33 protein-coding genes and 1 tRNA gene are annotated in these 26,221 nt (G+C 69.0%); 16 read left to right on the forward strand and 18 right to left on the reverse strand.

Annotated features, from left to right (window positions below; all coding sequences use genetic code 11):
- Positions 1-28: 28 nt before the first annotated feature.
- Positions 29-1,135: a cytochrome P450 gene (locus H4W30_RS02280; protein WP_192741246.1), complete on the reverse strand. Its 1,107-nt coding sequence runs from the start codon at positions 1,133-1,135 to the stop codon at positions 29-31.
- Positions 1,136-1,221: 86 nt separating this feature from the next.
- On the opposite strand from H4W30_RS02280, the gene H4W30_RS02285 reads away from it, so the two are divergent.
- The 3 genes from H4W30_RS02285 to H4W30_RS02295 all read left to right on the forward strand — a co-directional run bounded on the left by H4W30_RS02285 (position 1,222) and on the right by H4W30_RS02295 (position 3,088).
- A complete protein-coding gene (locus tag H4W30_RS02285) occupies positions 1,222-1,689 on the forward strand; it encodes a MarR family winged helix-turn-helix transcriptional regulator (RefSeq protein WP_126736722.1) in 468 nt (155 codons plus the stop codon).
- A 92-nt stretch (positions 1,690-1,781) separates the two neighbouring features.
- Positions 1,782-2,378, forward strand: a complete 597-nt coding sequence (gene sigK, locus H4W30_RS02290) for an ECF RNA polymerase sigma factor SigK (RefSeq protein WP_192742389.1) — start codon at positions 1,782-1,784, stop codon at positions 2,376-2,378.
- Entirely contained in the window at positions 2,375-3,088 is a 714-nt protein-coding gene (locus tag H4W30_RS02295) for an anti-sigma factor (protein ID WP_192741247.1), read from the forward strand. Before sigK ends, H4W30_RS02295 begins: the two co-directional genes overlap by 4 nt.
- A 4-nt stretch (positions 3,089-3,092) precedes the next feature.
- Here the strand turns inward: H4W30_RS02295 and H4W30_RS02300 are convergent, their stop codons facing one another.
- The 5 genes from H4W30_RS02300 to H4W30_RS02320 are packed head-to-tail and all read right to left on the reverse strand — an operon-like array spanning position 3,093 to position 5,251.
- Positions 3,093-3,659 carry an Asp23/Gls24 family envelope stress response protein gene (locus H4W30_RS02300; protein WP_192741248.1) on the reverse strand — a complete coding sequence of 189 codons (567 nt, stop codon included), beginning with the start codon at positions 3,657-3,659 and terminating at the stop codon, positions 3,093-3,095.
- A complete protein-coding gene (locus H4W30_RS02305) occupies positions 3,656-4,183 on the reverse strand; it encodes a DUF6286 domain-containing protein (protein WP_192741249.1) in 528 nt (175 codons plus the stop codon). Before H4W30_RS02305 ends, H4W30_RS02300 begins: the two co-directional genes overlap by 4 nt.
- Entirely contained in the window at positions 4,180-4,563 is a 384-nt protein-coding gene (locus tag H4W30_RS02310) for an Asp23/Gls24 family envelope stress response protein (RefSeq protein ID WP_192741250.1), read from the reverse strand. Before H4W30_RS02310 ends, H4W30_RS02305 begins: the two co-directional genes overlap by 4 nt.
- A gap of 5 nt (positions 4,564-4,568) precedes the next feature.
- A complete protein-coding gene (locus tag H4W30_RS02315) occupies positions 4,569-4,745 on the reverse strand; it encodes a hypothetical protein (protein ID WP_185927356.1) in 177 nt (58 codons plus the stop codon).
- A 41-nt stretch (positions 4,746-4,786) separates the two neighbouring features.
- Complete coding sequence (locus H4W30_RS02320; protein WP_192741251.1) at positions 4,787-5,251, reverse strand: Asp23/Gls24 family envelope stress response protein; 465 nt, start codon at positions 5,249-5,251, stop codon at positions 4,787-4,789.
- A gap of 246 nt (positions 5,252-5,497) precedes the next feature.
- On the opposite strand from H4W30_RS02320, the gene H4W30_RS02325 reads away from it, so the two are divergent.
- The 4 genes from H4W30_RS02325 to H4W30_RS02340 all read left to right on the forward strand — a co-directional run bounded on the left by H4W30_RS02325 (position 5,498) and on the right by H4W30_RS02340 (position 10,398).
- Positions 5,498-6,949, forward strand: a complete 1,452-nt coding sequence (locus tag H4W30_RS02325) for an alpha/beta hydrolase (protein ID WP_192741252.1) — start codon at positions 5,498-5,500, stop codon at positions 6,947-6,949.
- A gap of 10 nt (positions 6,950-6,959) precedes the next feature.
- Positions 6,960-8,480: a sensor histidine kinase gene (locus H4W30_RS02330; protein WP_192741253.1), complete on the forward strand. Its 1,521-nt coding sequence runs from the start codon at positions 6,960-6,962 to the stop codon at positions 8,478-8,480.
- Complete coding sequence (locus tag H4W30_RS02335; protein ID WP_192741254.1) at positions 8,477-9,130, forward strand: response regulator; 654 nt, start codon at positions 8,477-8,479, stop codon at positions 9,128-9,130. The genes H4W30_RS02330 and H4W30_RS02335 overlap by 4 nt, the downstream gene beginning before the upstream one ends.
- 62 nt (positions 9,131-9,192) lie before the next feature.
- The gene (locus H4W30_RS02340; protein WP_192741255.1) at positions 9,193-10,398 is read left to right on the forward strand and encodes an alkaline phosphatase; all 1,206 of its coding nucleotides are present in this window, start codon (positions 9,193-9,195) and stop codon (positions 10,396-10,398) included.
- Between the two features lie 49 nt (positions 10,399-10,447).
- On the opposite strand, the gene H4W30_RS02345 is transcribed toward H4W30_RS02340, so the two are convergent.
- Positions 10,448-11,059, reverse strand: a complete 612-nt coding sequence (locus H4W30_RS02345; RefSeq protein WP_005157321.1) for an ANTAR domain-containing response regulator — start codon at positions 11,057-11,059, stop codon at positions 10,448-10,450.
- 172 nt (positions 11,060-11,231) lie between these two features.
- Between H4W30_RS02345 and H4W30_RS02350 the strand changes: the two genes are divergently transcribed.
- Positions 11,232-11,305 (forward strand) — tRNA-Leu (locus H4W30_RS02350).
- On the opposite strand, the gene H4W30_RS02355 is transcribed toward H4W30_RS02350, so the two are convergent.
- The gene (locus H4W30_RS02355; protein ID WP_192741256.1) at positions 11,294-11,917 is read right to left on the reverse strand and encodes a hypothetical protein; all 624 of its coding nucleotides are present in this window, start codon (positions 11,915-11,917) and stop codon (positions 11,294-11,296) included. The genes H4W30_RS02350 and H4W30_RS02355 overlap by 12 nt on opposite strands.
- Complete coding sequence (locus H4W30_RS02360; protein WP_225948952.1) at positions 11,914-12,285, reverse strand: recombinase family protein; 372 nt, start codon at positions 12,283-12,285, stop codon at positions 11,914-11,916. The genes H4W30_RS02355 and H4W30_RS02360 overlap by 4 nt, the downstream gene beginning before the upstream one ends.
- Before the next feature lie 135 nt (positions 12,286-12,420).
- Here H4W30_RS02360 and H4W30_RS02365 point away from each other — a divergent pair, with 135 nt between their 5' ends.
- The 3 genes from H4W30_RS02365 (at position 12,421) to H4W30_RS02375 (ending at position 14,062) form a co-directional block, all read left to right on the forward strand.
- A complete protein-coding gene (locus H4W30_RS02365; protein ID WP_192741258.1) occupies positions 12,421-12,987 on the forward strand; it encodes an MFS transporter in 567 nt (188 codons plus the stop codon).
- Between the two features lie 142 nt (positions 12,988-13,129).
- A complete protein-coding gene (locus H4W30_RS02370) occupies positions 13,130-13,447 on the forward strand; it encodes a hypothetical protein (RefSeq protein WP_192741259.1) in 318 nt (105 codons plus the stop codon).
- A gap of 93 nt (positions 13,448-13,540) precedes the next feature.
- On the forward strand, positions 13,541-14,062 hold the full coding sequence (locus H4W30_RS02375; protein WP_192741260.1) for a hypothetical protein: 522 nt from the start codon (positions 13,541-13,543) through the stop codon (positions 14,060-14,062).
- Between the two features lie 6 nt (positions 14,063-14,068).
- Here H4W30_RS02375 and H4W30_RS02380 read toward each other — a convergent pair whose 3' ends face one another.
- The 5 genes from H4W30_RS02380 to H4W30_RS02400 form a co-directional block, all read right to left on the reverse strand.
- Entirely contained in the window at positions 14,069-14,353 is a 285-nt protein-coding gene (locus H4W30_RS02380; protein WP_192741261.1) for a J domain-containing protein, read from the reverse strand.
- 27 nt (positions 14,354-14,380) lie between these two features.
- Positions 14,381-14,584 carry a hypothetical protein gene (locus H4W30_RS02385; protein ID WP_192741262.1) on the reverse strand — a complete coding sequence of 68 codons (204 nt, stop codon included), beginning with the start codon at positions 14,582-14,584 and terminating at the stop codon, positions 14,381-14,383.
- 80 nt (positions 14,585-14,664) lie between these two features.
- Entirely contained in the window at positions 14,665-15,096 is a 432-nt protein-coding gene (locus tag H4W30_RS02390) for an Hsp20/alpha crystallin family protein (protein WP_192741263.1), read from the reverse strand.
- 63 nt (positions 15,097-15,159) lie between these two features.
- On the reverse strand, positions 15,160-15,573 hold the full coding sequence (locus H4W30_RS02395; RefSeq protein ID WP_192741264.1) for a hypothetical protein: 414 nt from the start codon (positions 15,571-15,573) through the stop codon (positions 15,160-15,162).
- A gap of 1,055 nt (positions 15,574-16,628) precedes the next feature.
- Positions 16,629-17,381 (reverse strand): alpha/beta fold hydrolase, encoded by a 753-nt coding sequence (locus tag H4W30_RS02400; RefSeq protein WP_192741265.1) that lies wholly within the window; start codon positions 17,379-17,381, stop codon positions 16,629-16,631.
- 91 nt (positions 17,382-17,472) lie between these two features.
- Here H4W30_RS02400 and H4W30_RS02405 point away from each other — a divergent pair, with 91 nt between their 5' ends.
- On the forward strand, positions 17,473-18,363 hold the full coding sequence (locus H4W30_RS02405; protein WP_192741266.1) for a LysR family transcriptional regulator: 891 nt from the start codon (positions 17,473-17,475) through the stop codon (positions 18,361-18,363).
- Between the two features lie 78 nt (positions 18,364-18,441).
- Positions 18,442-19,254, forward strand: coding sequence for an SDR family NAD(P)-dependent oxidoreductase (locus tag H4W30_RS02410; protein WP_192741267.1), 813 nt, complete (start codon positions 18,442-18,444; stop codon positions 19,252-19,254).
- Positions 19,255-19,290: 36 nt separating this feature from the next.
- Here the strand turns inward: H4W30_RS02410 and H4W30_RS02415 are convergent, their stop codons facing one another.
- From H4W30_RS02415 to H4W30_RS02430, 4 genes are all read right to left on the reverse strand, one after another.
- A complete protein-coding gene (locus tag H4W30_RS02415) occupies positions 19,291-19,974 on the reverse strand; it encodes a response regulator (protein ID WP_192741268.1) in 684 nt (227 codons plus the stop codon).
- On the reverse strand, positions 19,971-21,086 hold the full coding sequence (locus tag H4W30_RS02420) for a sensor histidine kinase (protein WP_318780510.1): 1,116 nt from the start codon (positions 21,084-21,086) through the stop codon (positions 19,971-19,973). The genes H4W30_RS02415 and H4W30_RS02420 overlap by 4 nt, the downstream gene beginning before the upstream one ends.
- An 87-nt stretch (positions 21,087-21,173) precedes the next feature.
- A complete protein-coding gene (locus tag H4W30_RS02425; protein WP_318780511.1) occupies positions 21,174-21,872 on the reverse strand; it encodes a CPBP family intramembrane glutamic endopeptidase in 699 nt (232 codons plus the stop codon).
- A 788-nt stretch (positions 21,873-22,660) separates the two neighbouring features.
- Positions 22,661-23,011 carry a hypothetical protein gene (locus H4W30_RS02430; protein WP_192741271.1) on the reverse strand — a complete coding sequence of 117 codons (351 nt, stop codon included), beginning with the start codon at positions 23,009-23,011 and terminating at the stop codon, positions 22,661-22,663.
- A 358-nt stretch (positions 23,012-23,369) separates the two neighbouring features.
- On the opposite strand from H4W30_RS02430, the gene H4W30_RS02435 reads away from it, so the two are divergent.
- From H4W30_RS02435 to H4W30_RS02445, 3 genes are all read left to right on the forward strand, one after another.
- Complete coding sequence (locus H4W30_RS02435) at positions 23,370-23,816, forward strand: SRPBCC family protein (RefSeq protein ID WP_192741272.1); 447 nt, start codon at positions 23,370-23,372, stop codon at positions 23,814-23,816.
- 189 nt (positions 23,817-24,005) lie between these two features.
- On the forward strand, positions 24,006-24,359 hold the full coding sequence (locus tag H4W30_RS02440) for a hypothetical protein (RefSeq protein WP_192741273.1): 354 nt from the start codon (positions 24,006-24,008) through the stop codon (positions 24,357-24,359).
- Positions 24,360-24,514: 155 nt separating this feature from the next.
- On the forward strand, positions 24,515-25,696 hold the full coding sequence (locus H4W30_RS02445; RefSeq protein ID WP_225948955.1) for a GMC oxidoreductase: 1,182 nt from the start codon (positions 24,515-24,517) through the stop codon (positions 25,694-25,696).
- The last annotated feature ends 525 nt before the right edge of the window (positions 25,697-26,221 follow it).

Here is a 26,221-nt window from a genome sequence, read left to right on the forward strand (position 1 = left end):
CAGCGGATTTCCGCGCCCCGGCCCGTTTTCAGTCGCGCAGGACCACCGGCAGGCTCGTGAGCCGCGTCCCCTGGATGCCGCCGAGGAACGTCTGCCGGAGTTCGCCGTAGGGCACGGCCAGCCGGGCTTCGGGGAAGTCCGTGCGCAGCACCGTCGCCACCGCCCGCAGTTCGAGCTGCGCGAGCTGGGCGCCGACACAGAAATGCGGGCCCGCGCCGAAGGTCAGGTCCGGGCCCGGTTCCCTGGCCGGGTCGGTGTTGATGCCCTGGATGTCGACGAGCACCGGAGCCCCGGCGGGGAGCCGGATCCCGGCCAGGTCGAGTTCCACGGTGGTGAACCGCCAGAGCGTGAACGGCGCGGGCGGATGTTCCCGGAGCGTTTCGCGGACGAGATCGTTCACGGAGGCGTCGTCCCCGTTCAGGAGCCGCGAGATCAGGAAACCGATCGAGGCGTCAGTGGTCAGCTGCCCGGCGAAGATCAACGCGAACAGGTGATACCTCAGGTCCTTTTCGGACGTCTCGGGCGGGAGGTTGTCGCGGAGTTCCGTCGCGAGCCCCGTCCGGTTCGGTGTCAGTCCGGCGGCGGCGAGATCCGCGATCGCGGCGATGGCCTTGCCCTGTGCGCCCGGCTCGGGGTCGGACATGCGGCGGCAGGCGTCGACCGCGGCGTCGAGCAGGTGCAGCGGGATGCCGAGCAGGTCGAGCAGGACGGTCAGCGGGAAGCGGGTGGAGAACCCGTCCATGAGGTCGACGGTTCCGCCGCCGAGGTCCGTCAGCAGGGCGCGCGCGATCCGGTGGATCCGGTCGGATTGCGCCTGGATCCGTTTGGCGCTCAGCAAAGGAGCGTGCGCTCGCCGCAGGCGCGTGTGGTCTGGGCCGTCCAGCGTGGTGAGGGACGGCTGTTCGGCGGCCGGTTGTTCGAATCTGGTCCACCCCTCGGGGGAGAGCGCGGGATCCTTTGCGAAGCGCGGGTCGGCCAGGACCTCGCGGGCCAGCTTCTCCTCGGTCACGATCCAGGCGCTTCCGCCCTCGGGGGCGGCCACTTCGACGAGGGGGCCGGCGGCCCGCAGCGCGGGGCGGACAGGGTCGGGTTCGGTGATGCCGCGGGTCGTCGCGGCGAACGGATCGGGGAGCACAAGAACTCCTTCATAGGAAAGTTGCTTCACCGTGAAGGTATATTCGGGGCCGGTAGGTTGTCAAAGCACGGATCCGAGGAGGGGTGATGGCGGACGATGTCGCGGCGCGGAGCGCGTCGCTGCTGGACGGCCTCCGGAGTTTCGGGGCGAACTACACCGAGTTCACCCGGCGGTTCGCGGACTGGCTCGGCCTGCACGCCACCGACGCCGCCGCGCTGGTGGAGATCCTCTACGCCGAGGACACCGGCTCGCCGTTGTCCCCGGCCCGGCTCGGCGAGCGCATCGCACTGACGTCCGGCGCGACCACGAATCTGCTGAACCGGCTGGAAAACCTCGGCTACGTGGTGCGGACCAGGGAGAACGCCGACCGGCGGCGGGTGACCCTGCGCAGCGGCCCGGACATCCAGGGGCCGGCGCGCGAGTTCTTCGGTCCGTTCAGTGCCGGGCTCGCGGCGCTGGTGGCGGAGTACCCGGCGGAGGAGATCGAACGGTTCGAAGCCTTCCTGCGCCATCTGAAGTCCACAATGGACAGCGTGCTCGAAGAACAGGGGTGACCCGGACCAGTCCGATCCGCCCTCGGCACCGAATCCCTCCCGGACGTCACGGCACCGCGTAGCCGGGCGTCGGGTGAGGTGGAGGCGGCTTGATGGTCGAGGGTGTGCGGACGAGTCCGCGCGGAAACGGCGACTCCGGAGCGGAGCCTGCCGAGGCGAGTTTGCTGCAACGGGTCGCGGCAGGCGACGAACAGGCGTTCGCCGACCTGTACGACGTCGTGGCGGGACCGGTGTGGGGAGTGGTGAACAGGGTCGTCCGCAACGGCACGTTCGCCGAGGAGGTCACCCAAGAGGTCCTGGTGGAGGTGTGGCGGACGGCGGCCCGGTTCAAACCGGGCAAGGGGAGCACGCTTTCCTGGGTGCTCACGATCGCGCACCGGCGGGCCGTGGACCGGGTGCGTTCGCATCAGGCCGCGCTCGACCGCGACGATCGCGCGGGAAGGCTCGACTTCCGCCGCCCGTTCGACGAGGTCGCCGAGTCGACGATCAGCAACCTGGAGCAGCAACGGGTGCGCCAGTGCCTGTCCTCGTTGACCGACCTGCAACGGGAATCGGTCGTGCTGGCCTATTACAACGGCTACACGTACCCGGAGGTCGCGGAAGTGCTCAAGACCGCGCCCGGGACGGTGAAGACCCGCATCCGCGACGGCCTGATCCGGTTGCGCGACTGCTTGGGGGTCGGGCAATGACGGCGGAACTGCACACGCTGACCGGGGCTTACGCCGTGGACGCCGTCCCGGAGGAAGAGGCCGCGGCCTTCGAACGGCACCTGCGGGGCTGCCCCGCGTGCGGCCAAGAGGTCCGGGAGCTGCGGGAGGCCGCCGCCCGGCTGGGGTCGGCGCTCGCCACCTCGCCACCGCCGAGGCTGCGGGAAGCGACGCTCACGGAGGTCGCCCGCACCCGTCAGTGGCCTCCGCTGGTCGCTGTCGCGCGTCAGGGCGGGCCGGTGAAGACGCGGATCGCCCTCTGGGGTGCCGCGGCGGCCGCCGTCGGAGCGCTGGTGTTCAGCCTGGTCACCACGACCACCGATCCGGGGACCGACCCCGCCCAGCAGCGGCTGGCCTCGGTGAACGCCGTGCTCACCGCGCCCGACGCCTCCACGGTCAAGGGCGCCGAGCCCAGGACCACCACGGTCGTCATCTCGCGGAGCCAGGGCAAGGTCGTCGTGCTGGCAGGCGACCTCCCGCCGTTGGCGCCCGGCAAGGCGTATCAGGTCTGGCTCCTCGGGGCGAGCGGCGTGCATTCGGCCGGGCTGCTGGCGCCGGACGGTCCACATCGGATTCGTCCGCTCCTCGCGGACCTGCCGGGCGCGATCGACCGGGTCGGCATCACCGCGGAACCGGCCGGTGGCTCGCCTGCCCCGACCGTTCCGGCGGTGGTCATGGTGGACCTGGTCTAGCGGGTCACTGGATACGGGCCCCGGTCTTCGAGGAGAACCGGAACTCGATGGTCATCGGAAGCTCGGCGAGATCCAGCGCCTGGCGCAGACGCGGCAGGCCCTCGTCGGCGATCCGCTCACGGATGGCGGCCAGGTCGCCGTCCTGCTCGGCGCTCAGCACCACGGCCAGCACCGGCGCGTCCTGCGTTCCGCCGAGCGTGGCGTGCGCGGCGTGGACACCGGGATAGGTCGCGACCTCCGCGGTGAACGGTTCCACCGCGGTGCTCGCGGCCAGGGTGGTCTGACCGGTCTCCTGGTCGAACCGCCAGGTGTGGGACTTCGGTTTGCGGACGGGCTGCGCGATCAGCCAGCGCAGCGCCAGGAGCCCGACGACCACCGCGGCCCCGGCGACGGCGTACCAGACCCAGCCGGGCGGCGTGGCGGTGCCGGGGACGAGCGTGGCGCCGGGGTCGAGCGGCGGGATCCGGCCGAAATGGGTGCCGACGGCGATCCCGCCGACGGCGAGCAACACGATCCCGGTCAGCACCAGCAGGGTGCGGTTCAGCCGGGCGGGGCGGTTGAGGTCGGTCATGACGCGCTCCTGGTGGCCTTGACGCGGACCCGCACGGCCGGGACGGTCGCGGGGCCGATCTGGGAGAGGCGGTGCTCGATGGCCGCGCGGACGGCGTCGGCGAGTCCGGCGGTGTTCGTCCGCCCGGTGGTGACCACCGAGACGATCTTGCTCCGCTTGACCTTCAGTTTCGCCGCCGAGACACCATCCACAGTGGACGCCGCGGTGCGCAGCGTCGACCGGTAGCTGCGCCGGGAGGCGCCGGAGTCGGGGCCGCCTTCGAGCGGCAGCACGGTGGGCCGTCCCGGGACGATCGCGGCCACGAGGAGCACCAGGCCGAGCAGCGCGACCACGCCGCCCGCGATCGCCGGAAGCGGATCACTCCACCGGGTGCCGTGCAGGGCGGACGCGACGGCGTCGTAGCTGATCCACGGTTTCTCGCCGATGATCGTCTGGACCGCGACGGTGGCGGCCAGCGCGCATCCGGCGAGCACCGCGATGCCGACCAGCACGGCCGGGACGGTGCGGCGGGGGCGCCGTTTCATCGGACCCTCCTCGTTTCGGTCTCCGTGGAATGCAGGGCCGTGACGGTGATGTCGACCCGCGTGACGGCGAGGCCCGACAGTTCGCCCACGCGGCGGATCAGGTGCTTTCGCGCCCTTTCGGCGGTGGCGCGCACGGAAAGCGGGTACTTCACCGAGAGCCGGACGTCCAAAGTGGCCGTCGATCCGGTGACGTGCGCGCTCACCTTGGCGCCCTGGTCGAGGTCTTCACCACCGACCGCGATACCTAGCACCCGCGAGGCCGCGCCGCCGACGCCGTCGATTTCGGTGATCGCCCGTGCGGCGATCCGCTCGACGGCGCCGTCGGCCACGGTCAGGGCGCCGCGCCCGTCCGTTCCGGGCGCGGCGGTCATGGTCGTCATGGCGATCAGCCCCTGTCGCGGCCCGACAGGGCCGAAAGGTCGAGCTTGCCGTCGAGGAACCGGCCGACCAGCAGGCCGAGGACGGCGAGCACGAGCACGACGAGGAAGGCGCCGAAGCCGCCGAACGCGCCGGCCACGCCGAGCACGAGACCGGTCAACAGGCCGAGATGGGTGGCGTTCATGAACGTTCTCCTTGTGGTCGGGCGCGAACCGGCGCCGGTGGTCACTGGACGCGGGTGGATTCGTTGTTCTCGTCGGCGTCGTCGTCGCCAGGGATGTACACGTCGGACACGTTGATGTTGACCTCGACGACCTCGAGCCCGGTCATCTGCTCGACGGCGCCGATCACGTTGCGGCGCACCGATTTGGCGAGATCCGCGATCGCGACGCCGTATTCGACGACGATCTGCAGGTCGACCGCGGCCTGGCGCTCGCCGACCTCGACGGAGACACCCTGACCGGCGGACGCGGTGGCGCCGGGGATGCGCTCGCGCAGCGCGTTGAACGCCCGGACGGCGCCGCCGCCCAGCGCGTGGACGCCGGTGATCTCGCGGGTCGCGAGGCCCGCGACCTTCTGCACGACGGTGTCGGCGATCGTGGTCACGCCCTGCGTGGAGACGAGCGCGCTGTTCTCGGCCGGGGCGGTGGAGTTCGAGTTCGGCTTGGCGGTGGTGGCGGTGTTCGTCATCGCGATCTCCTCGGTTCGGATTCCGTTGCCTGCGGTGGAAGTTCTTCGCTCCCACACTCCATAGACCCAGCCGCGCGAAGATCGTCACGACACGATCGTGTGGTCTGGATCTCACCGATCGCGGGTATGCCTTTCGGCCTACTCCCCACGGCCGACGACGGTGCCGTCATTTCAGACCGTCGAAGGTCGTGCGCGGAGTGGGCGCCGGGGTTGGATCGTCCGGTGTCCCGAAGGCAGGAGTTACGAGTGAGCTGGAAGTGCCTGGTGTTGTCGGTCGTGCTGGTCGCCGGATGTACCGGAGGTCCGGCGTCTCAGGGAAGCCCGGCCCCGGTGCCCAAAGTGGACGAACCCGAGCGCGAGGCGGCCCTGACGTCGTACTACCGGCAGACCCTGGACTGGCGGCCCTGCGACGACTTCGAGTGCGCGAAGCTGACGGTGCCCGTGGACTACCGGCGGCCGGACGGGCCGAAGTTCACCCTGCCGGTGATCAAGGCCGTGGCGACCCGGCCGGGGCCGATCGGCACGCTCGTCGCCGGTGCGGGCGGCCCCGGCCAGTCCGGCGTCGCCATGGTCAAGGACATCGCGGGTACCTGGCCCGCCGCGGTCCGGGAACGGTTCGACCTGGTCGGCTTCGATCCCCGGGGGATCGGCGGCAGCGAACCGCGGCTGCGCTGTGAGACCGAGGGCGAGCCCACTTCGAAGGCGCCCGACGGGCTGCCGCTGATCGGCGCCGAGGTCCCGAGCACCCGGCAGTACACCGAGGCGTGCCTGCGGGGCACGGGGGAGAACGTGCTGCGGCACCTCGGGACGGACGACGTCGTCAGCGATCTCGACGTCCTGCGGGTGGTCACCGGCCAGGAGAAACTGAACTACCTCGGCTACTCCTACGGCACGCGGATCGGGCAGCTGTACGCCGACCGGTTCCCGAAGAAGATCCGCGCCATGGTGCTCGACGGCGTCGACAACACCTATCTCGATTGGCGGGCGGACACCGTCGAGCAGGCGAAGGGGGTGGAAGACACGCTGCTCACCTACGCGAAACAGTGCGCCACCAGGACCGGCAAGCCCTGCCCCGGCCAGGACGGGACAGAAATCCTCGCCACCGTGGACCGCGTGCTGGCCAAAGCGGACAAAGCGGGCGATGGAAGCGCGCTCAGGCAGGAGATCTCCGCGAAACTCACCTTCCCGGCGGACTGGGCGGAGCTGTCCGAAATCATCCTCGACGCCGATGCTCCCGCCGACGACTCGCCGGACGAACCAGCCGACGAGCCGGAGCCCTCGGGCGACACGACCGACGCGCTCACCGTCGTCAACTGCCTCGATCGTGCCCATCCCACCGATCTGGCGGCTTACGAGGACGCCGCGCGCGAGCTCCGCCGCGTATCCCGGCTTTCGTCCGGTACGGAGGCGCTCGGCTGTGCCTTCCTGCCCACCGGGGCGGCTCCGTCGCGGACGGTCCGCGCCGAGGGCGCGCCGCCCATCCTGCTCGTCGGGACCACGAAGGACGCCGCGACGCCCTACGGCTGGGCGCGGCAGCTGCTGGAAAGCCTCAAGTCGGCTGTGCTCCTGTCCAATGAGGACGTCGGCCACGCCGTCTTCGGCGGCGGATCGTCCTGTGTGGACGAGCGGGTGAGCCGGTACCTGATCGAGCTGACGCTTCCCGCGGCCCCGGCCCGCTGCGCCACCGGTCCCGTGTGATGCTGGGAGCGTGAAAAGGGTCGACCGGCGGTGGGGAACCGTGCTCGCCGAGGCGCTCCTGGCGGGATTCGTCGCGGGCGTGACGATCTTCCTCGCCGATCTGCTGCCCGCGTGGGGCTGGCCGGAGGTGTTCCGGACGACGGGGCCGGTGCCGGCCGCGGTGATCGTCGGCGCCGTCGTGCTGACGCTGGCGCGCCGCCGGTTCACGGTGTCCGCGCTGCTCGCCGCGTCGGTGTCGTTCGGGCTGTTCCCCGCGACCGGCGTCGCCCTCGCGGTCGTCGCGCATACCGCGGGGACGCGCGGGCGGAGGTGGCCGCTGTTCGGTGTCGCGGCGCTGTCGCCCGCCGCGGTCGTATTGCTCACCCAGCCCGCGTTCCGCTGGCAGTACGTCCTGGTGGTGATCGTCGTTTCGACGGTCTTCTGTCTCGTCCTGCCCGCGCTGGCCGGGGCGATGCAGGCGCAGCAGGCCAGGCTGGTGGTGGCGTTGCGCGACCGCGCCCGGCTGGAGGAACGCTCGCGTCTCGCCGAGGAGATGCACGACCAGCTCGGGCACCGGCTCAGCCTGATCACGATGTTCTCCGGCGCGCTGGAGGTCGCCGCCGATGGCAAGGATCCCGAGCTGCGGCAGGCCGCCGGGCACGTCCGGTCGACGGCCAAGCTCGCGCTGGAAGAACTGCGGGAGTCCCTCGGCATCCTGAGGCCGGGCGGGGAACCGGCCGACCCCGCCGAAGCCACCGACGCCGCCGGTACGAAGGCGGACATCACGGAGCTGGTGACGTCGTCGCGTGACGCCGGCCTCGACGTGGCGCTCGACTGGCGCGGCGCCGACCTCGACGGCGTCCGGCCACCCGTCCGCCGGGCCGTGCACCGTGTGGTGCGCGAGGCGCTGACCAACGTGCACAAGCACGCCGCCGGGGCGTCTGTCACCGTCGTCGTCGACCATGGCCCCGAAGTGGTGAAGGTCGCGGTGCGCAACGGTGCCGAGCGGGTCGAGGCGGAACGCCTGCCCGGCACCGGGCGCGGGCTGACCGGCCTGCGTGAACGGGTCCGTCTTCTCGGTGGCGTGTTCACGGCCGGGCCGGATCCGGAAGGTGGTTTCGCCGTCACGACCGAGCTGCCGCTGCGGGCCGGCGCGCCTCTCGCCGACGAAGTGGTCGAGGAGCGGCCGGGTCGCTTCCAGTCGGGGCTGCTGCTGGTGACGGGGCTGGCCGCCGTCGCCGCGTTGCTGCTGACGACACTGGCCTTCGTGCCGCCGCTCGCGCCGGCGGACAGCGAGGATCCGCTCGCCAGCGTCCGGATCGGGATGACACCGGAAGAGGTCGAGGAGTGGTTCGGCCCGAACGAACCGTCGGCGCAGGTCGCCGCGCAGGGGCACGAGCCGCCGATACCCGAGGGCAGCTACTGCGTCTATACGGCGGCCGCCGATCCGCCCGACGCGGAGACCGCCGCGATCTTCCGGTTCTGTTTCGGCGACGACCGGCTGGTGGAGAAGACCTGGTTCGAGGTCCCCGTACCGAAAGAGGAGCGATGATCCGGGTTCTGCTCGCGGACGACGAGCCGCTGCTCCGTGCCGGCGCGAGGCTCCTGCTGGATCAGGCGGGTGACATCGAGGTCGTGGCCGAGGCCTCCGACGGCGCGGAGGCGATCGACGTCGTCCGGCGGATGACCGTGGACGTCGCGCTGATGGACATCAGGATGCCCAGGGTGGACGGGCTCGCCGCCGTGGAGGAGATCGCCCGCGAGGTGCGGGTCATCATGCTCACCACGTTCGGGGACGAGGCCTACGTCGCCCGTGCCCTGCGCGCGGGAGCGGCCGGTTTCCTGCTCAAGGACACCGATCCCGCGCAGCTCATCCAGGCGGTGCGGTCCGCGGCCGCCGGCGAGGCGGTGCTGTCGCCCCGGATCGCGAAGCAGGTCATCGACCGGTTCCGCGACGCCGACGCGGCCGATGCGGACAGCGTCGCGCGGGCGAGGCGAAGGCTGGAAGCGCTGACCGCCCGCGAACTCGAAGTCCTGGTGCGAGTGGGGCGCGGCCTGGGCAACGCGGAGATCGCGGGCGAGCTGCGGCTTTCGAGCGGCACGGTGAAGATCCACGTCAGCCGGATCCTCGCCAAGCTGGGCTGCGCGAACCGGGTCCAGGCCGCGATCCTCGCCCACGACGCGGGCATCCTGCGCGGCTGAGCGGACCTCTGGTCTTCGGCTGACTTCTCTGTTAGGAAAGGTTCCTAACTAACGGAGGCGATATGCGCGGACGTGGTCTGGCGGCGGCGACGGTTCTGGTGGTCCTGTGCGGTGGTTCGGCCGCCGTCGCGGACACGACGGCCGCGCACTCGGCACACAACATCATCTACCTCCAGGGGGACGGCCTCGGCCTCGGCCAGCGTGACCTGCTTCGCCTGGCGCTCAAGGGCAAGAACGGCAGGCTGGCGATGGACGGGCTCGCGGTCACCGGCCTCGTGCGGACGTCCTCGGCCGACCCCGGCGAGATCGTCACCGACTCGGCCGCCGCGGCCACCGCCCTGGCGACCGGGCACAAGACGCGCAACGGCGCGGTCGGCGTGGACGCGCACGGGCGCCCGCTGGAGACGATCCTCGAACGGGCGAAACGGGCGGGGAAGTCGACCGGCCTGGTGACGACCGCGCAGGTGACCGGCGCGTCGCCGGCCGCCTTCGCGGCGCACGTGCCCAGCCGGGACTCGCAGAGCGACATCGCGAAGCAGTACATCGAGAACAGCCGCCCGGACGTCCTGCTCGGCGGTGGCGAGGACTGGTGGTACCCGAAGGGGAATCCCGGGCTCTGGCCGGACAAACCGGGCGAGGAGAGCCGCAGCCCGTACGGCGACCTGGTCGAACGCGCACAGCGAACGGGTTACACCTACGTGCGCGACGGCGACGAACTGCGGAACACGCGGGCGAACCGGATCCTCGGCCTGTTCGCGAACGAGGACATGGTCGACTACGGCCCCGACGGTGTCGGGAAGTACGCACCGCGGGTGCCGCTCCAGCAGATGGCGCGCAAGGCGCTGGAAACCCTTTCCAAGAACCCGCGCGGTTTCTTCCTGTTCCTGGAGGAAGAAGGGACCGACGGGATGTCGCACGAGAACAACGCGCACGGCGTGATCGACGCGGGTCGCGCGCTCGACGCCACCGTCGCCGAGGTCATGCGGTTCGTCCGCGCGCATCCCGACACGCTGGTGATCATCGGCGGCGACCACGAGACCGGCGGGCTGGCCATCGAGAACTACGACGCCTCCGACACCGACCCCGACCAGGACGGCCCGTTCGACGTCCCGGGCTCGAAGCTCCGGTTCACCGTCGACTGGACGACCCGCGACCACACCGGCTCCGACACCCCGGTCACCGCTGAAGGCCCCGGCGCCACCCGTTTGGGTGGCACCGTCGAGAACACCGACGTCCACTGGGTGATGCGGGCGGCAAGCGGTCTCTGAGCACGAAAAAGGCCACCTCCGGCGACGGAGGTGGCCTTCACGGCGCTGGTCAGCCGATGCTTTCGACGACCGCCTCGGCGACCGCCTTCATCGTGGTCCGGCGGTCCATCGCGGTGCGCTGTATCCAGCGGAAGGCGTCCGGCTCGGTGAGCCCCTGACGGCTCATCAGCAGCCCCTTGGCGCGGTCGATGACCTTGCGCGTCTCGAGCCGGTCCGTGAGGCCCGCGACCTCGGACTCCAGTGCCTGGAGCTCGGCGAACCGGCTCACGGCCAGCTCGATGGCGGGCACCAGGTCACGCTTGGCGAACGGCTTCACCAGATACGCCATCGTGCCCGCGTCCCTGGCCCGCTCGACGAGGTCGCGCTGGCTGAAGGCGGTCAGGATGACGACCGGGGCGATCCGGTCGCCGGTGATCTTGGAGGCGGCCTCGATACCGTCGAGCTTGGGCATCTTGACGTCGAGAATCACCAGGTCGGGCTTCAACTCGGTGGCCAGGTTGATGGCCTGCTCGCCATCCCCGGCCTCACCGACCACCTCATAACCCTCTTCACGGAGCATCTCGACGAGATCCAGACGGATGAGGGCCTCATCTTCGGCCACGAGCACCCGCCGCTGGGGTGCGGCGACGGCACCATTGGCCTCGGCAGCCTGCTCGGTCACCGGGGTCCTCCTGAAGGTCGTCGGGCAGTTCGGCTCGCGGTTTCTCCGCGAACCTGAAGCCTACCGGGAACGATCCAGACGGCTAGATGGCGTTCACCACGTCAGACGGGCATCACACCCCGGGCCCGGCGAAAGGCGCGGACCCGTGATCCCGTAAAGTTCACCGGGCACCGCCCCCGTAGCCCAACTGGCAGAGGCAACGGATTCAAAACCCGTCCAGTGTGAGTTCGAATCTCACCGGGGGCACTCGCAGGATGCACATTCGTTCCCACCTGCGCAGCTTTGCCGCGAAGCGGTATCGCCGATGGACGTGATCGAGTCCGGGTCGGCGGGCAGGGTGGCTTGGTCGGTCTTGTAGTGGACTTTGATCGGGAGCTGTGTCAGGTCGAGCAGGTCTCCTGGGGCGTGGCGCAGGTTGGCCTTCAGGTACGGCAGTGCGTCCAGCAGGTTCGCTTGGTCCGGGCTCGATGGGCTTGGGGTGTCGGTATCGTCGGGGTCCGCGTTCTCTGCTTGGCGTAGCAGGTTGTCTTGTTCGCGGGCAGCGTCGGCGATCTTCTTCTGGAGTGCCTGCCGTCGACGTTCGGTGTCGCGTCGTTTGGCGGTGTGGGTGTCGTCTTGATCGGCGATTGGCAGTGCGTGGCGTTGTGCGCCGAATAGGCGCTCGTTGAAGAACGCGTCTACCTGGTCGAGGATGAGGCCTTCGCGGATGTAGACGGTGGGTGGGCCTCGTGTTTGTCCGGTCGTCCGCGGTTGTTGCCTGCTGGGTGGCAGCCGGTAGTGGACACCGGATTTGCGTACCATTCCCATGACGCGCCTTCGCGGCAGATACGTTCGCTTCGCGCGGGGATCCTGCTTCATTCCGGTGCCGTCGCGTGAACCTTGCCGTGAGTTTTGGTGGCGGTCATCTCGTCGAACATCCACTTGGGAATGAGCGGTTCGTGCGCGGGTTCGGTGGAGGGTTCTGCCGGTTCCGTGCGCCGCGATCTGCGGCGTGCCCGTCGGTTGTAGACCTGGTATCCGGTGTATTTCGGGTTCTTCAGGATGTCGGCGACGCTGGACTTCGACCACACGCCCCGTGCCCGGGTGCCGCCGGGTGGCTGTGGTGGCGGGTGCTCATCGGTGTTCTGATTCAGGCGCTCGGCGATGGTGTCGAATCCCAGCGCTTCGTGGTAGCGCCATTTGGCGATCAGGGCCACGGTTTTCGCTTGTTCTCCGTCTGGTTCCAGGCATCACCTGCCCCGAAAGCCCTGTCAGTGCCAGGGTTCCCGGTCCGCGAGCGCCTTGCTCGCGGCCTTCGTCGTGGTGGAGCGGCGGACCGCCGCCCCGCTGGTCCCGGCGCGTCTGGTCGGCACGCCGCGCTCGTGGTGGCGTTCGCGCTGACCTTCGCCACCACCCCGGCCAGTGTGCTGGGAACGGTGTTCTTCCAGCAGCAGCAAGGCTTGTCGGCCGGGACCACCGGATTCCTGTTCGCCCCCTTCAGCATCGGCGTCGTGGGCGGAAGCTGGCTGGGCACCCGGCTGCTGGACCGGCTCAGCGGCCGATGGGTCGCCTTCGGGGCGTTCGGTGTCGTCGCGGGGGCGCTGGTGATCGGGTTGATCGCGCTGCGCACCGGCTCGACGGCGGGCTTCGCGATGTCGCTCGCGATTTCGGGAACCGGTCTCGGCGCGGCGTCGGTCGCGGCGACGAACGCCGGGACCTCCGTGGTGGGGGAGACGGACCACGGTATCGCGTCCGGTCTGCTCAACACCGCGCCGCAACTGGGCTCCGCGCTCGGCACGGCGGTGATCAGCACTGTCGCGCTGGGGAGCGGGGCGACGGATCTGCCGTCCGGGATCTTCGTGGCTTTAGGGGCCGCCGTTCTCGGTACGGCCGCGACCCTCGGACTGGGCGGGCCACGGGTCACAGCGGGGACCAACGGGGTGCGGTGAGCACTTCGCGCGGGCGTTCGAGGTCCGGCGAGACCGACATCACCGATCGACTCGTGCGTTGTGGTCTGTTCGACCGACAGCAGGGGAACACGCCTGCCGGTAGCTTGTGGCCGACCCCGATCGGACACTGGAGAAAGCCACCATGACGGCTACCCGGCGCGCACTTGCCGTTTTGGCCACCACAGGGCTGGCCGTCTCGGTCCTCGGCACAGGCTCCGCCTCGGCCGCGACCAAGGGCAAGATCTACCTCTCGAACAACTGCGGCAGCTCGGTCTCCACGACGATCCACCGCACCGACGGTGCGATGATCGCGGGCACCGGGGCCGCTCCGGCGGGCAGCTACTTCGGATACCCGGTCAATCCGGGTACCTATGAGGTTCGCGTGCCTGCCGGGAACCGGAACGTGAAGATCCTCGACCTCGGCAGCAAGGCGCACTCGGTCATCGTCAAGGCCTGCTGACGACCGTCGACCGGCTCGCTGACGCACGGCCGGAACCGTGATCGCAGGGCGATCGTCTCAGACCAGGCGGGCAAGCACGGGATCGGGAATGTGATGACACTCGAGCACCATCCGTTGCCCGCCGCGATGTCGCAGCCGAAAAGCGCGACCGGGATCGCTGCCGGGGTTCTGGCGATTCTCGGCGGTCTCGGTTTCCTGGCAGCTGCCGCGCTCCACACCGTCGAGTTCGCCTATTCCCTCATCCTGCTCGCCGTCGGAGTCATCGCCCCCGACATCGATCTCTCCGTCGCTGTCCCCGTCTTCCTGGGGATCGCCGCGGTGACCGATCTCTTCACCACAGCGCTGCTCGCGAGTGGCGGGATCATGCTGCTCCGCCGCAAAAGCCCTGGGCGGGTACTCGCCGCAGCCGGAGCGTCGATCGCATGCGGATTCGCCGGCCTGGTCCTGCTCGTGCCGTGGATAGGCTCACGTTTCGCTGTCTCGTACAGCGGATTCACCCCGCGCATCGACTCCGGCTGGCCGTTCGCGGTGGTCCTGGTCGCGGCGGCCGCGACGCTCCTGTTGGCGCTGATTCCGCAAACGGCGCGCTGGCTCGACGCCGGCACACGGCCGTAGGCCCGATCACGGCTTCTCGCCGTCATCGGAGCCTGGACGCCACCGGAGGTAGGGCGACGCGCTCCGTCGTTTGTGGACACGGACGGGTATGGCGACGCCGCGTGACCCGGTCGTCCGCGGCGCTTGGGCGCGAAGCGTCCGGTAGGCCGCCAGGACGGCGGCGAGGCGCTCGGGATCCGGGAACCGGCCATCGGGATGCAGCCTGCGAACGAGACGGCGATACGCCGTCGCGATATCGGCCGGGGTCGCGTCGCGAGCCACCCCGAGCACCGTGTACGGATCGGCCGTCATGATCCATCACCTGCCCCGAAAGCCCTGTCAGTGCCAGGGTTCCCGGTCCGCGAGCGGGGGAACACCACGTCGCTGGTCGGCCACGTCGGCGGGATCGGCCTCCGGTATCCGGCTCGGGTCGAACGCGGTGTCCATTTCCTCGTCGAAGTGTTCGCCGGGATCACCGTCCACCGCGTGGGCGAGCCGGTGCTGGTCGGCCACGTCCGCCACGGGCTTTTCGTCGTCGAGCATCGCGATACTCCTGCGCTGAGGGGCGCGGCCCGCACCGCGGAAGGGCGGGCCGCGCCGCGTCGAATGGTGCCCGGAAACGGTCAGGGGTTGATCTGCTTGGCCTTTTCGCCACCGGTGACGGCGATCTTGCGTGGCTTGGCCTGTTCGGCGATCGGGATGCGCAGGGTAAGCACCCCGGCGTCGTAATCCGCGCTGATGTCGTCGGTCTTCAGCGCGTCTCCCAGGAACAGCTGACGGCTGAACACCCCGCGAGGCCTCTCGGTCACCTGGACCTCGGCGTCCCCGCCCGGTTCGAGGGTGCGTTCGGCCTTGACCGTCAGCACGTTGCGTTCCACGTCGATTTCGATCGAATCCGGCGAGACCCCGGGCAGGTCGAACGCCACCACGTATTCGTTGCCTGACCGGTAGGCATCCATCGGCATCATCACTTGGCGGGAAGCGGTGCCGTTGGCGCCCAGGAACTGCTGGGTGAGCCTGTCCAGCTCACGGAACGGATCGGTTCGCATCAACATCACAATTGCCTCCTTCCTCGTATCGCCACTTCTTCGCGGCGAAAGCGTGTGCCTTCGTTTTTGTCAACGGCGGCTCGCCGCTTCGTGTTCCTGCCCGGCCGCCGTGGTGTCCGGCGAGGAATCGCCGAAGGGGCGGAAGAGGAAACGAATCCGGCCGGCGCCGTCCGCGACCCGGTCGGCCATCGGTTCGATGATCCCGGCCGTGCCCGGCTCGTCGAGACGGGCCAGCAGCCGGGCGAGCTCGTCGGGTGCCTCGACCGGTTCGACGGGTGTCTGGATCAGTGTGCGATGCAGGATGCCGACATCCCAGCCGCTGGTGTTGCCGCTGCCCGCGGGGACCGCGACGGTGGCGTCGAACAGCCAGCGCGGGGATTTGCCGGGAATCGACGGGGTGGCGTGCGCGGTCAGCCCGATGACCTGGTCGGCACGGAGAAGACCATCGCTGAGAGTGCGTATCCAGACTTTGTTCAACCCCATGAATGCTCCATCGGTTCGTGAGCGGGAGTCCCGTGGTCAGTCGCGGGTGAGATCGTCCAGGTGGTGTCTGCGGGCGGCGACGGCGACCATCGCGACGATGCCCGTGACCACGGTGCTGAAAACGATCACAGCTGTCATGCTTTCCCGTCCTTGTGGAGAGGTGTGGCCCGTTAGCACTCTCGACCCCCGAGTGCTAATTCTCTCATAGCACGTCGAGCACGGGTCCGCAAGCGTGCGGGGCTTGACATCCTCGGCAAGGCGGGTTACATAGTTTTTCAGAGATGACTTGACCTGGCTTCGGTCCCGACGACGTTCCCGGGGAGTGATCGACATGCGGCACGGTATCCGCCGTACAGCGGTGAACGAAGCGTTCGCCGAGCTGGTGTACGCGGACCGGGTGTGGCTGCGCACCGAGTTCGAGTCGATCATCGCGGCCTCTTTCGCCGATGTCTCACGTATTCCTCCTCGGCGTTCGCGGGGTGTGGCCCCGTCCGAGCGATCACGGGCCGCTCGAACCGCACGGCCGGAGCGTTCACCGACAGCGCGACCGTGTCCCGCTGTCCACGTTGGGGAGCGCTGGATGCGGCAGCGTTCACCTCCGGTACCGGTTCGTGAGTCCGGCACGGCTGAGTGAAAGGCAGGTGATGTCATCGAGCGCGACTTTCAGGACTGTGACACTTCAGCGACCCCGCCGCGCGCCGCGGCGGGGTCCTTACAAGCCGGAGTGGGCCCTTAACTGAGTGGAAGCCGCCGTCGTTGCGCAGGACCGTCGCCACGATCGGGAAGCGCCTGCTGCCGTCCCACCAGTGGTAGACCGCGTGGTACTGGCCGTTGGCCGCCTGAAGAAGTCCATCCCGCCGGGGCCGGGGTGGTTGCCGGGCAGACCGCGGTAGGAGTTGAGGCCGCCGCTGCCGGTGTACCCGAAGTACGGCCGCTCGGCCCCGTTCTGCCGTGGTGTGCAGCGCGTCGACGGGATCGGGCCGGTGCCGCACCGGGTGATGCCGGTCGAGCACCGTGCTTTCTGTTGCCCGGCTTTCGGCGACCAGGCGAGGCAGCTAGAAGCTGTTCCAGAAATCAATCAGCATGCCAGTGGCTCGTGCGGGATCCTCCAGCATCCACCAGTGGCCGAGCCCGTCGAGTTCGACGGCGCGAGCACCTGCCCGTGCCGCGGCTCGGTGGCGGAGGGCGGCGCTTCCCGCGGTGAGGTCCTGTGTGGCGATGGGAACCAAGCCAGGCCTGGCGGCGGCCGCGGGCAAGTCGCGACCGCGTTCGATCAGCACCGGCTGGGGCACGGACCGGTAGAGCGAGAGAATCGCTTTGCCCATCACCGGGCCCTGGCCGGCCGCTACGTCGCCGGCTGTGGGCTCCGGGATGCCCCACTCGGTCATGCGAGCCGCACGTTCGTCGGCGTTTCCCGAGAAGGTCTCCGCGATGTCGCGTTCGCCCTCGCCCGGCGTTTGCCAGACCTTCGCGATCTCGTGCCAGGTGAAGTCCGGCTCGTAACCGCCGATGGTGTCGCTGACCCAGCTGCGGATCAGGTCAGGACGGGTCATCGCCACTTCGAGCGCGAACCCTCCGCCGAAGTCGTGGCCGACGACGTCTGGTGGTGTGTCGAACCGCGATAGCTCCTCGATCAGCCAGGTCCGGTAGCCGTCGAACGTGGCCTCGAAATCCGGGGGGAGCGGCGAGCCGAAGCCAGGCGGCGAGAGCAGGACCACTTCCCGCTGCCGGGCTTCGGGCAACTCGTTGATCAGGGGAGTCCACACCGCGGGCGTTACTGGAACGCCGTTGACGAAAGCAATGGTCATGTAGCGAGAACATCATTGGGGAGAGGCCGTCGTCCAAGACCTGTCTCGCATCTCGTCATACAGGAACTGCATGACGAGGTAGCTTGGGAGCGTGCTCCCTGACTTGGATCTGCGGCTGGTCCGGTACTTCCTGGTGGTCGCCGAGCAGCTGAACTTCGCTCGTGCGGCCGAGGAGCTGCGGGTCGCCCAGCCGTCCCTGAGTCGCCAGATCCAGCGGCTGGAGAACGCACTCGGTGTACGCCTGCTGGAACGCACCAGCCAGGGAAGCCGGCTCACCGCCGCCGGCGCGGCGTTCCTGCCCCGGGCGCAGCAACTGGTGCACAGCGCTGAGCAAGCGGTGCTTACCGCGCGCGCCGCGGCGCCGGCTCGCACGATCACCATCGGGTACACCGACGATCTCGTCATCACGCCCGCCGTCCGCGACCTGCGAAACCGCTATCCCGGCGCCCATGTCCGCACCCGTCACCTCAGTTCCCGCGACGCCGGTGCACTGGTGGATCGGCGGATCGACGCTCTGGTCACCCGCGCACCGCTGCCGATACCGGACGACGACCTCGCCGTGACGACGCTCTATACCGAGCCCTTGGTCGCCCTGGTGTCCACCGCCCACCGCTTCGCCGACAAGGAGTCCGTCGACGTGACCGACGTCTGGTCCGAACCGCTCGTCGGATGTACAGGTATGGGCAAGGACTGGATCGGCTTCTGGCGGCTCGAACCCCGAGAAGGCGGTGGTCTGGCCCCGGTCGGACCCATACTGGCGGACACTTACGACGACAAGCTCGAGGCCATCGCCGAGGGAAGCGCCATCGCCATCGTTCCTGCCGATGACCGGCGCTTCACTCTGCGTCCCGACCTGGTCGCTGTTCCCGTTGACGGGGCCGGGCAGAGCCAGGTCGTCGTCGCCGGCCGTGCGGAGGAGACCAACCCGCTCGTCGCGGAGTTCGTCTGTTCCGCGGAAAACCTGCTCGTCCGCGAGAGCTGACCCGCGATACGGCTGGTGCATGACGAGGTGCGAAACGGGTCTTGGACGCGTGCCTCGGCCGTCGGTTCACTGGCTGCTATGACCATCGACTACCGCGCCCAGACTGTGCTGCTCACCGGAGCGAGCTCCGGTATCGGAGCCGCTTTCGCCAAGGCCTTGGCCGCGCGCGGCGCGAACCTCGTGCTCGTCGCCCGCCGCGCGGACCGGCTGACGTCGCTGGCGGACGAGCTCCGCAGCACCGCCGATGTCCGCATCGACGTGATCCCTTCCGACCTCGCCCGGCCAGGCGTCGCCGGCGAACTCCGGCAAGCGGTCACCGAGCGGGGCATCCGTATCACCGGCTTGATCAACAATGCGGGGTTCGGATCGTTCGCCCCGTTCATCGAACTGGATCCCGGCCACCTCTCCGCCGAGATCGCCGTCGACGCCTTGGCCCCGATGCAACTGACGGCCGCGTTCCTCCCCGGGATGGTGGACGCCGGTCATGGCTTCGTCATCAACCTCGCCAGCGTGTCCGCCTACCTGCCTTCTCCCCGGATGGCGGTCTACGGCGCCACGAAAGCCTTCGCGCTCAGTTTCACCGAGTCACTGTGGACAGAGCTGCGCGGCACCGGCGTCACCGTGTTCGCGGTTTGCCCCGGCGCCACCGCCACCGATTTCACGACCGGAATGGGACCGGATGCGGCAGTGCTGACCGCAGGAAAGGTACGCAAACCCGACGACGTCGTGACCACTGCCCTGAAGCACCTCGATGGCCGCAACCCGGGCCCCATCGTCATCGACGGCCGCGCCAACCAGCTCGGCGTACTCGCAAGCCGATTCCTGAGCCGCCGACGCAATGCTCTGACGATGGCGCGCGTCTTCGACCCCGACCGCGGAGCTGCCCGATGAACTCTTCCGGTGCGGATCTTTAAGGAGGGGCGAGCGTCAGTCTGTGTTGGTTATCAGGCCGATTCGGTAGGCGAGGACGACTGCTTGGACGCGGTCCCGTAGGTCGAGTTTCGTGAGAATCCGGGACACATAGGTCTTCACCGTCTCGGAGGAGATGACCAGTTCCGCGGCGATTTCGGCGTTGGACAGGCCCGCCGCGAGGTGTTCGAGCACTTCCAGCTCGCGCGGCGTCAGTGTCCGCATGACGCTGTCTCGTGCCGGACGGGAGGTGTCGGCGGGGCGGAGCCGTTCGGCGAAGTGGCCGATCAGGCTTCGGGTGACCGCGGGGGCCAGCAGGGACTCGCCGCGGGCGATCGTGCGGACGCCGTCGACCAGTTGCGCGGGTGGCGTGTCCTTGAGAAGGAACCCGCTGGCGCCGGCGCGAAGTGCTTCGTACACGTACTCGTCGACGTTGAACGTGGTGACGACCAGTACCTTCACCGGTGTCTCGACGCCGGGGCCTGCCAACTGGCGGGTCGCCTCGATGCCGTCGAGGACGGGCATGCGGATGTCCATCACGATCACGTCGGGGCGCAACCGCCGCGCGGCCTCCACCGCCGTGCGACCGTCGGCCGCCTCGCCGACGACCTCGATGTCGGGCATCGCGGAGAAGATGGTGACATACCCGGTGCGGACCAGTTCCTGGTCCTCGCAGATCAGCACCCGGATCGGCTCGGTCATGTGGGGCTCCCTGGAATCATCGCCCAGACCCGGAAACCGGCGTCGTCGGGCAGGGCGCCGGAAACCAGGTCGCCGCCGAGCATGCGCACCCGTTCCCGTAGTCCTGTCAGGCCTCGGCCACCGGATGGTGTGGCCGTGTCGCCTGCCGGGGGACCGAGGGTGATCACCTCGACCTCGACGTGGTCCTCGCCATGTCGGACCAGGACCTGGGTCGGGTTACCGGTGGCGTGCTTGAGCGCGTTGGTGAGCGCTTCCTGTACCACGCGGTAGGTGGCCAGCTCCACGTCGACGGATCGCGGTAGCCGATCGCCCCGCTCGGTCCACTCGACGGGCTGACCCGACAGCCGGGCCTGTTCGACCAGATCGGCGACCTTTCCCAGGGCCGGTGTCCGGTCCGCCGTCCCGGGCTCGCCGGTCGCCTCGAGAATGCCGAGCAGGGTCCGCAGCTCCGTCAACGCCCGGCGTCCGGTGTCGCTGATGGCGCGCAGGCCCGTCCCGGTTCGATCCGGCGCGGAGTCGAGCAGGAACTGCGCCGCGTCGGCCTGGACCACCATCGCGGTCACATGATGGGTGACCACGTCGTGCAGGTCCCGGGCGATGCGGGCCCGCTCGGTGGCCGCGGCCACCTCGGCCGCCAGCCGTCTCCGTTCGGTCTCTTCCGCGCGCCATCGGCGCATGCCGGTGCCGGCCAGCCAGATCACCACCAAGACGAGATAGAACGCGAGAAAGTCCGGAAACCGTTGCGGTGAGCCAAGATCGTGCAGTACCACGGTGAGCACCGCATAGCCCGCGGTCAGTGTCGCGGCAAGCCCCCGGCGGAACCGCGCCAGGTGCGCGCCGGCGGCGTACAGCGCGAGGAGGATCCCCACCTTGCCGAACGTGTCCGGGTGGCTCAGCACCTGACCGATCGCGAACGCGGTACCGATGACCGACAGACATACGGCGGGCAGGCGGCTGCGTACCGCGAGCGGCAGGCACATCGCCAGTGTCAGTGCCGCATCGATCACCGCGTCGATGCCGCCCGTGTCGCGCTGGGGGAGATCGCCGATCTCCGGGCCGATGTGGGCGACGGTCGGCGTGAAGGCCAGCACGGTCACCACCGCCGCCAACACACTGTCTTTTGTGGACGATGGGAGCTCTCGCCACCCGCTGAGTGCGGTGCTGAGGCGGGACGCCGTGCCGGCAAGCATTCGGCGAGCTTAGCGCCGCCGCATGGGCACGAGGTTGCCGCGCTTGTGGGCGGCGATGAGCATGGGCACGGCGAGCAGCAGGCTCACGACGACGGGGACGATCGACCCCTCGATGCCGAACTGGCCGCCGGTCACCAGCTCCGGGCCCGTCGGTTCGGCGATCAGCAGACCCGGCGACGCGTGACCTGAGACCGGGAGGCCGAGCAGCCCGACGGTGGTGTTCCAGGCGAAGTGCAGGCCCATGGCCGCCCAGAGATTGCGCAGCCACAGGAAAGTGGCGCCCAGCAGGACACCGGCTTCAACGGCGATCGCGAACCCGGTCCACAGCGTGGCGCCGGGGTTGGCCAGGTGGATGGCACCGAACAACACCGCCGTGCTCGTCAGCGCGAACCAACTGCCCCCCAGCCGTTCCAGCCCCTGCAGCAACAGGCCGCGGAAGAGCAGTTCCTCGGTCACCGCCGCACCGAGTTGCACCGCCATGATGCTCGCGACGGTCGCCACGGCGCTACCGGACGCCCAGGTGAACGAGAACTCGGTCATCACCATGAGGATCGACACGGCGATGAACGCGAAGCCGAGCCCGATGCCGAGCAACGCCCGGATCCCGGCCCGGGCCCTCGCGATCTCCGGTGTGCTTCGCCGCGCGACGTAGCGCATCACCGCCCAATAGACGACGACCGCTGCCACCGCGCCCACGGCTGCCAACACCGGCGGCCCGCCCGAGGATAGCGCCGACACTCCGCCGACACCGACTACCCCGACCAGCGTCCAGACGAGCGGAAACCGCAAGACGCGGCCCGCTCGCCCAGGCTGGTGATCCGTCGGTGCGATCGGCCTCGTGTGCATGGTGACCTCCAGAAGAACCACGGCCGCACGGCTGCGCGACTCGCCGGAAACGCTAGAAGCGCACCGGCACCGGCGAATCACCAACGAGCGGACGATCCGAGTAGCTCTCACGGGGGACCGATCGTGTCGGGACATCACGTGCGGTCGCCGTCGCAGAGGGTTGCGCGTAACGCGGGTTTCCCGAGGCTCGGTACGGCCGCTCGCCAGCCGGTGCAGTGTGTCCCGGGACACGCGGACCCCGCCGAGCAGCCGTTTGCCCAGTTTCGGTAGCACGTCGCACCGAGTTCGGGCAGGCCTCCTGGACGTGCACGGCGTTCCCGACCACCGCCCGGTCGAAGATGCTCGCCACGGATCCCGCTCAACCCGAGCCGTGGACGGCGCAGACCAACAAGACCAGACACCTCGGTGATTTCTCCTGCCAGAGAATACCCAGTCAACGAGGGCGAAGGGGCCCGTTGGCGTGCACATTGACGCTGTTGCCTTGTGTCGCACGGCAATTTCGCTCGGTCGGGTTCGGCGTCGTGGCGTGAGCGAATCCCGAAGGACACCGTCATACCCATTTACCGCTCGCCGGGCCGCCGCGAACTGATGGCGAGCGCGGATTCCGAGTCGGCGATGGTCAGCCGGACACGGCCTCCACAAGCGCGGGGTCAACCGAGCTTCTTCAGCGCCTGTTTAGCCTCTTGCCGTGTGTCCGGGTCGGGACTGTCCAACATGGATTCGAAGCTACTGCGGGCGGGAGCGTACTTGAGTTTGCCCAGGCCCGCTATCGCCAGCTTCAGCAGGTCGTCGGCCGCGGTAGCGTCCGCGAACCTCACCAGGCCGATCGCCAAGTAACCGCGTAACAACCGCCGCCAGGTCGCCTCTTCCCCTGGGTACCGGGGGTCGTGAAGTTCTTGCGGATCGCGCAGGACCGCCACGAATACCGGCCGGGCGCGCTTCTTCGCCTGGGCCGTGGACAGTACGTGCACCAGGTCGAACGCGAGCGGCGGGTAGCTCACCCGCGGGAGCCACGACACGAGCGGCGATCAATCGGGCGTTGACACCGCCGCGACGAGGCGATCGGCCAAGCCACCGATGCCCGGATCGAAGTTCGTCATACGCTGTGGATACCCGCCGTCGTCCTGGGTAGTCGCACCTTGCTGAAGCCGGGAAGCGGATACCGGCCGGTCGTGCGGCAACCGGTCGACGTATCTTTTTCTCCGCCGGCCCGCCTCGTGAAATCGATTGGGCATGCCCAATCGGTTGTCTGTCCACAGTGGATTGTCGCTGGCGATGTGGCTCGATCGGATTACCGGCGGACGCGACCTGTGGCACGATCCTGTGTCGTCACAGTCGCCTTTCCGAAGGGGTCCTACAGTGCGGTCGTACGACGTCCTGGTCGAATCGGTGGCGCCGCCGGCAGTGGTGTGGGCCGTGTTGCTGGATCCTGGAACGTGGCCTGCCTGGTCTGGAGCCGGTGAGCTGGACGTCGGCCGCTCGACCGGGCTTTCGCCGGACGGGCGTGACGAAGTCGGCGCCACCCGTGCCTTCCGGGCGGGCCGGACTGTCGTCCGGGACCGGATCACCGCCCTCAAGCCGGGGAAGCGGTTCGCCTATGAGACCGTGGAGAGCCCGCAGTTGGCGCAGCACCAGGCGACGATCGACCTCCATGAGATTCCCGGCGGGGGCACCCGGATCCGTTGGCAGGGAGTGTATTCCGTACGTGGTATGGGGCTCCGGTCCTCGGAGCGGCATATGCAGCGCGAGATGACGAAAACAGCCACCGGGCTCGCCGAATACGCGGGCGGTCGAATCGTAAGGTAATCGTCAGGTTCGGCCGCGTCGAACCGCGGGATGCTGAACTCCGTCCGGCGTATGGCGGAGAATGGTGACGTGACGGCGTGAAGGGTGCGGGGCCATGAAGAATCGGCGGGGCTCAGGCATGGATCGTGCAGCGGCCGCACGATGAGTCCCGGCTGAACGCCTCGTGGTGCGGATCATGAAGCGACAGCCGTGGACGCGCTGACAGATCTCGAGCAACGCGCCTGGCGTTCACTCGCCGGCGAACCGGCCGCCGCGTGGTCGTTCTACGAGGACGTGCTGCATGACCGCGTTGTGGTTCTTCTGATCGGGCGGAAGCCGATCCAGCAGCGTGAGGCGGCTTTGGTCGCCTTGTGCGAAGCGCAGTGGAAAGGGTGCAGCCTCAGTGGTCTGAATGCCACGAGGCTCAGCCTTGTCGTGGGTGCGGTCGACTACCAGGTCGCCGCCACCAAGGACGGGGTTCCTTACTCGGCTCGGGTGAGCAGCGTCTACGTTCGCCAGGACGACGGCTGGAAGCTGACCTTTCATCAGCATGTCAGCTCGTAAGTGCTCGGTAAGACGTCAGTGGCTCTCCAATGCCTGGAGCACGCGGAATCGCGCGAGCCGGTGCAGCATTTCACCCATGGCGTCAGGCCTGATCTGGCCTTCGAGTTCGGCAAGGGTTCGCGGGCAAGGTCACCGGGCACGAGGCGGAACCGCGCCTGCTCTACCCCGCGTCGACCGGTTGCACCTTCTGCGGCTACTGCATCATGGGATGCAGCCATCCCGCCAAGGCGCCCCGCAACCAGATCGCGAAGCGGTCCACCGACAACAGTTACGTGCCGATGGCGCTGACGGCGGACCGCTGGGCCGCCGGTGGCAAGCCGGTCGAGCTGATCACCGACGCGTTCGTCACGCGGGTTCACACCGAGGAGCGCAACGGGAAGAAGACGGCGACCGGGGTGACGTGGCGGGCCGGCGCCACCGGTGAGCTGCATCGCGAAGACGCCAAGGTCGTCGTGCTGGCGGGAGGCTGCACCGAGAATCCGCGATTGTGGCTCAACAGCGGACTGCCCAACCCGAACGACTGGGTCGGCCGTGGCTACACCGACCACTATTTCGACTGGGTGTTCGCCACCTTCGACGAGTACACCGGTTCGAGCAAGGGGACCGGCTCCTCGGCCCGATCGGACTGGCTGGGCAGGGGAGGCGTGATGAACGTCGGCATCCCGCCCGCGTTGCTCGGGTTCACCATGACGGTGTCCGACAGCGGTATCCGCGGCGAGTACGCCAACGGCCGCGGGCCGACCGGCCCCTGGGACGGCCCCGCGGGAAGGCTGCTGGGCAACGAGCTCAAGGACCTGATGATGCACGGCATCGACCGGGTCTTCGCCATGCTGATCATGACCGACGACCACGTCGAGGCGCAGAACCGCACGTCGTTGTCCGCCCTGCCGGCCGACGAACACGGGTCCATCGCCAAAGTGGAGATGCACCAGCGCAAACGCGGCCGCCGCACCGTCGAGAACCGGGAGTTCCTCGTGCGCCGCGCCGTCGAGATCGCCCGCGCCGCCGGCGCCAAGAAGGTGTTCCGGATGGACTGGGCACCGATCATCCTGCATGTGCAGTCCAGCATGCGGATGGGCGAATCCGAAGCGAACTCCGTGCTCGACGCCGACGGCCGCGCCAGGTGGGTCGACGCCCTCTACATCGCCGACAACTCGGCACTGCCCAACGGCGCGAGCGGCGCCAATCCGACGCTGACCATGCAGGCGGTGTCCACGCGAACGGCGGAGAAGATCTTCGCCGATCGGTTCGGCGGCGACCCCTGGGTGCGCACCGAAGCCCCGGTCGTGTCGACCGACGCGCGCATCACCCAGCGATTGGCCGAACTCGGCTTGTAGGAGTCTTTCGAGCTGTGCGACGGAACTGTGGTGTGCTGCGAAGGTGCTTCGTACCGATGACACCACCCGGGCGCGTTACCGCGTCTGGTCGAAGGACGCGCTGATCGCCGCGTTGCTGGAGGCATGGCTCGCGCGGGCTGGGTGCCTACTGTGCCCGAGCCGGTCGATCCCGTCGTGTCACGCTCGCTGAGCTCTCCGCCGATCCGATCGGATCATCGAGGCCGCGACCTTCGAAGGGGACACGCCGAACACAGCGGCCCCCTTCATCGGTTGTCACGGTCCGAGGTGTCGCCGCGTCCGCTTCGTCCAGACTGGTGATCTTCGCCTGGAGTCAGGGTGTCGGCCCACGATCAGCCCGACGTGGCGTTCCCTTCGGAACCACCGGATTTTTCGCTGGGGACAAGGCCGAGTCACGTCAGCTGTCCACGGCGTTAGCGGAAGCGCTCGCGGACCTGATCAAGCGTCGAGACGACGAAGGCGACGGGTTGAAGCGAGCCCGCGTTGTGCAACAGGCCTGGTTTGCCG

It is taken from the genome of Amycolatopsis roodepoortensis (assembly GCF_014873915.1).
Classification (GTDB): Bacteria; Actinomycetota; Actinomycetes; order Mycobacteriales; family Pseudonocardiaceae; genus Amycolatopsis; species Amycolatopsis roodepoortensis.

Bases quoted from the DNA above. Each gene is read 5' to 3' on its own strand.
- H4W30_RS02285 (WP_126736722.1), top strand. From the start codon at position 1,222: ATGGCGGACGATGTCGCGGCGCGGAGCGCGTCGCTGCTGGACGGCCTC.
- sigK (WP_192742389.1), top strand. From the start codon at position 1,782: ATGGTCGAGGGTGTGCGGACGAGTCCGCGCGGAAACGGCGACTCCGGA.
- H4W30_RS02295 (WP_192741247.1), top strand. From the start codon at position 2,375: ATGACGGCGGAACTGCACACGCTGACCGGGGCTTACGCCGTGGACGCC.
- H4W30_RS02300 (WP_192741248.1), bottom strand. From the start codon at position 3,659: ATGACCGACCTCAACCGCCCCGCCCGGCTGAACCGCACCCTGCTGGTG.
- H4W30_RS02305 (WP_192741249.1), bottom strand. From the start codon at position 4,183: ATGAAACGGCGCCCCCGCCGCACCGTCCCGGCCGTGCTGGTCGGCATC.
- H4W30_RS02310 (WP_192741250.1), bottom strand. From the start codon at position 4,563: ATGACGACCATGACCGCCGCGCCCGGAACGGACGGGCGCGGCGCCCTG.
- H4W30_RS02315 (WP_185927356.1), bottom strand. From the start codon at position 4,745: ATGAACGCCACCCATCTCGGCCTGTTGACCGGTCTCGTGCTCGGCGTG.
- H4W30_RS02320 (WP_192741251.1), bottom strand. From the start codon at position 5,251: ATGACGAACACCGCCACCACCGCCAAGCCGAACTCGAACTCCACCGCC.
- H4W30_RS02335 (WP_192741254.1), top strand. From the start codon at position 8,477: ATGATCCGGGTTCTGCTCGCGGACGACGAGCCGCTGCTCCGTGCCGGC.
- H4W30_RS02340 (WP_192741255.1), top strand. From the start codon at position 9,193: ATGCGCGGACGTGGTCTGGCGGCGGCGACGGTTCTGGTGGTCCTGTGC.
- H4W30_RS02355 (WP_192741256.1), bottom strand. From the start codon at position 11,917: ATGAAGCAGGATCCCCGCGCGAAGCGAACGTATCTGCCGCGAAGGCGC.
- H4W30_RS02370 (WP_192741259.1), top strand. From the start codon at position 13,130: ATGACGGCTACCCGGCGCGCACTTGCCGTTTTGGCCACCACAGGGCTG.
- H4W30_RS02375 (WP_192741260.1), top strand. From the start codon at position 13,541: ATGACACTCGAGCACCATCCGTTGCCCGCCGCGATGTCGCAGCCGAAA.
- H4W30_RS02380 (WP_192741261.1), bottom strand. From the start codon at position 14,353: ATGACGGCCGATCCGTACACGGTGCTCGGGGTGGCTCGCGACGCGACC.
- H4W30_RS02385 (WP_192741262.1), bottom strand. From the start codon at position 14,584: ATGCTCGACGACGAAAAGCCCGTGGCGGACGTGGCCGACCAGCACCGG.
- H4W30_RS02390 (WP_192741263.1), bottom strand. From the start codon at position 15,096: ATGTTGATGCGAACCGATCCGTTCCGTGAGCTGGACAGGCTCACCCAG.
- H4W30_RS02395 (WP_192741264.1), bottom strand. From the start codon at position 15,573: ATGGGGTTGAACAAAGTCTGGATACGCACTCTCAGCGATGGTCTTCTC.
- H4W30_RS02400 (WP_192741265.1), bottom strand. From the start codon at position 17,381: ATGACCATTGCTTTCGTCAACGGCGTTCCAGTAACGCCCGCGGTGTGG.
- H4W30_RS02410 (WP_192741267.1), top strand. From the start codon at position 18,442: ATGACCATCGACTACCGCGCCCAGACTGTGCTGCTCACCGGAGCGAGC.
- H4W30_RS02415 (WP_192741268.1), bottom strand. From the start codon at position 19,974: ATGACCGAGCCGATCCGGGTGCTGATCTGCGAGGACCAGGAACTGGTC.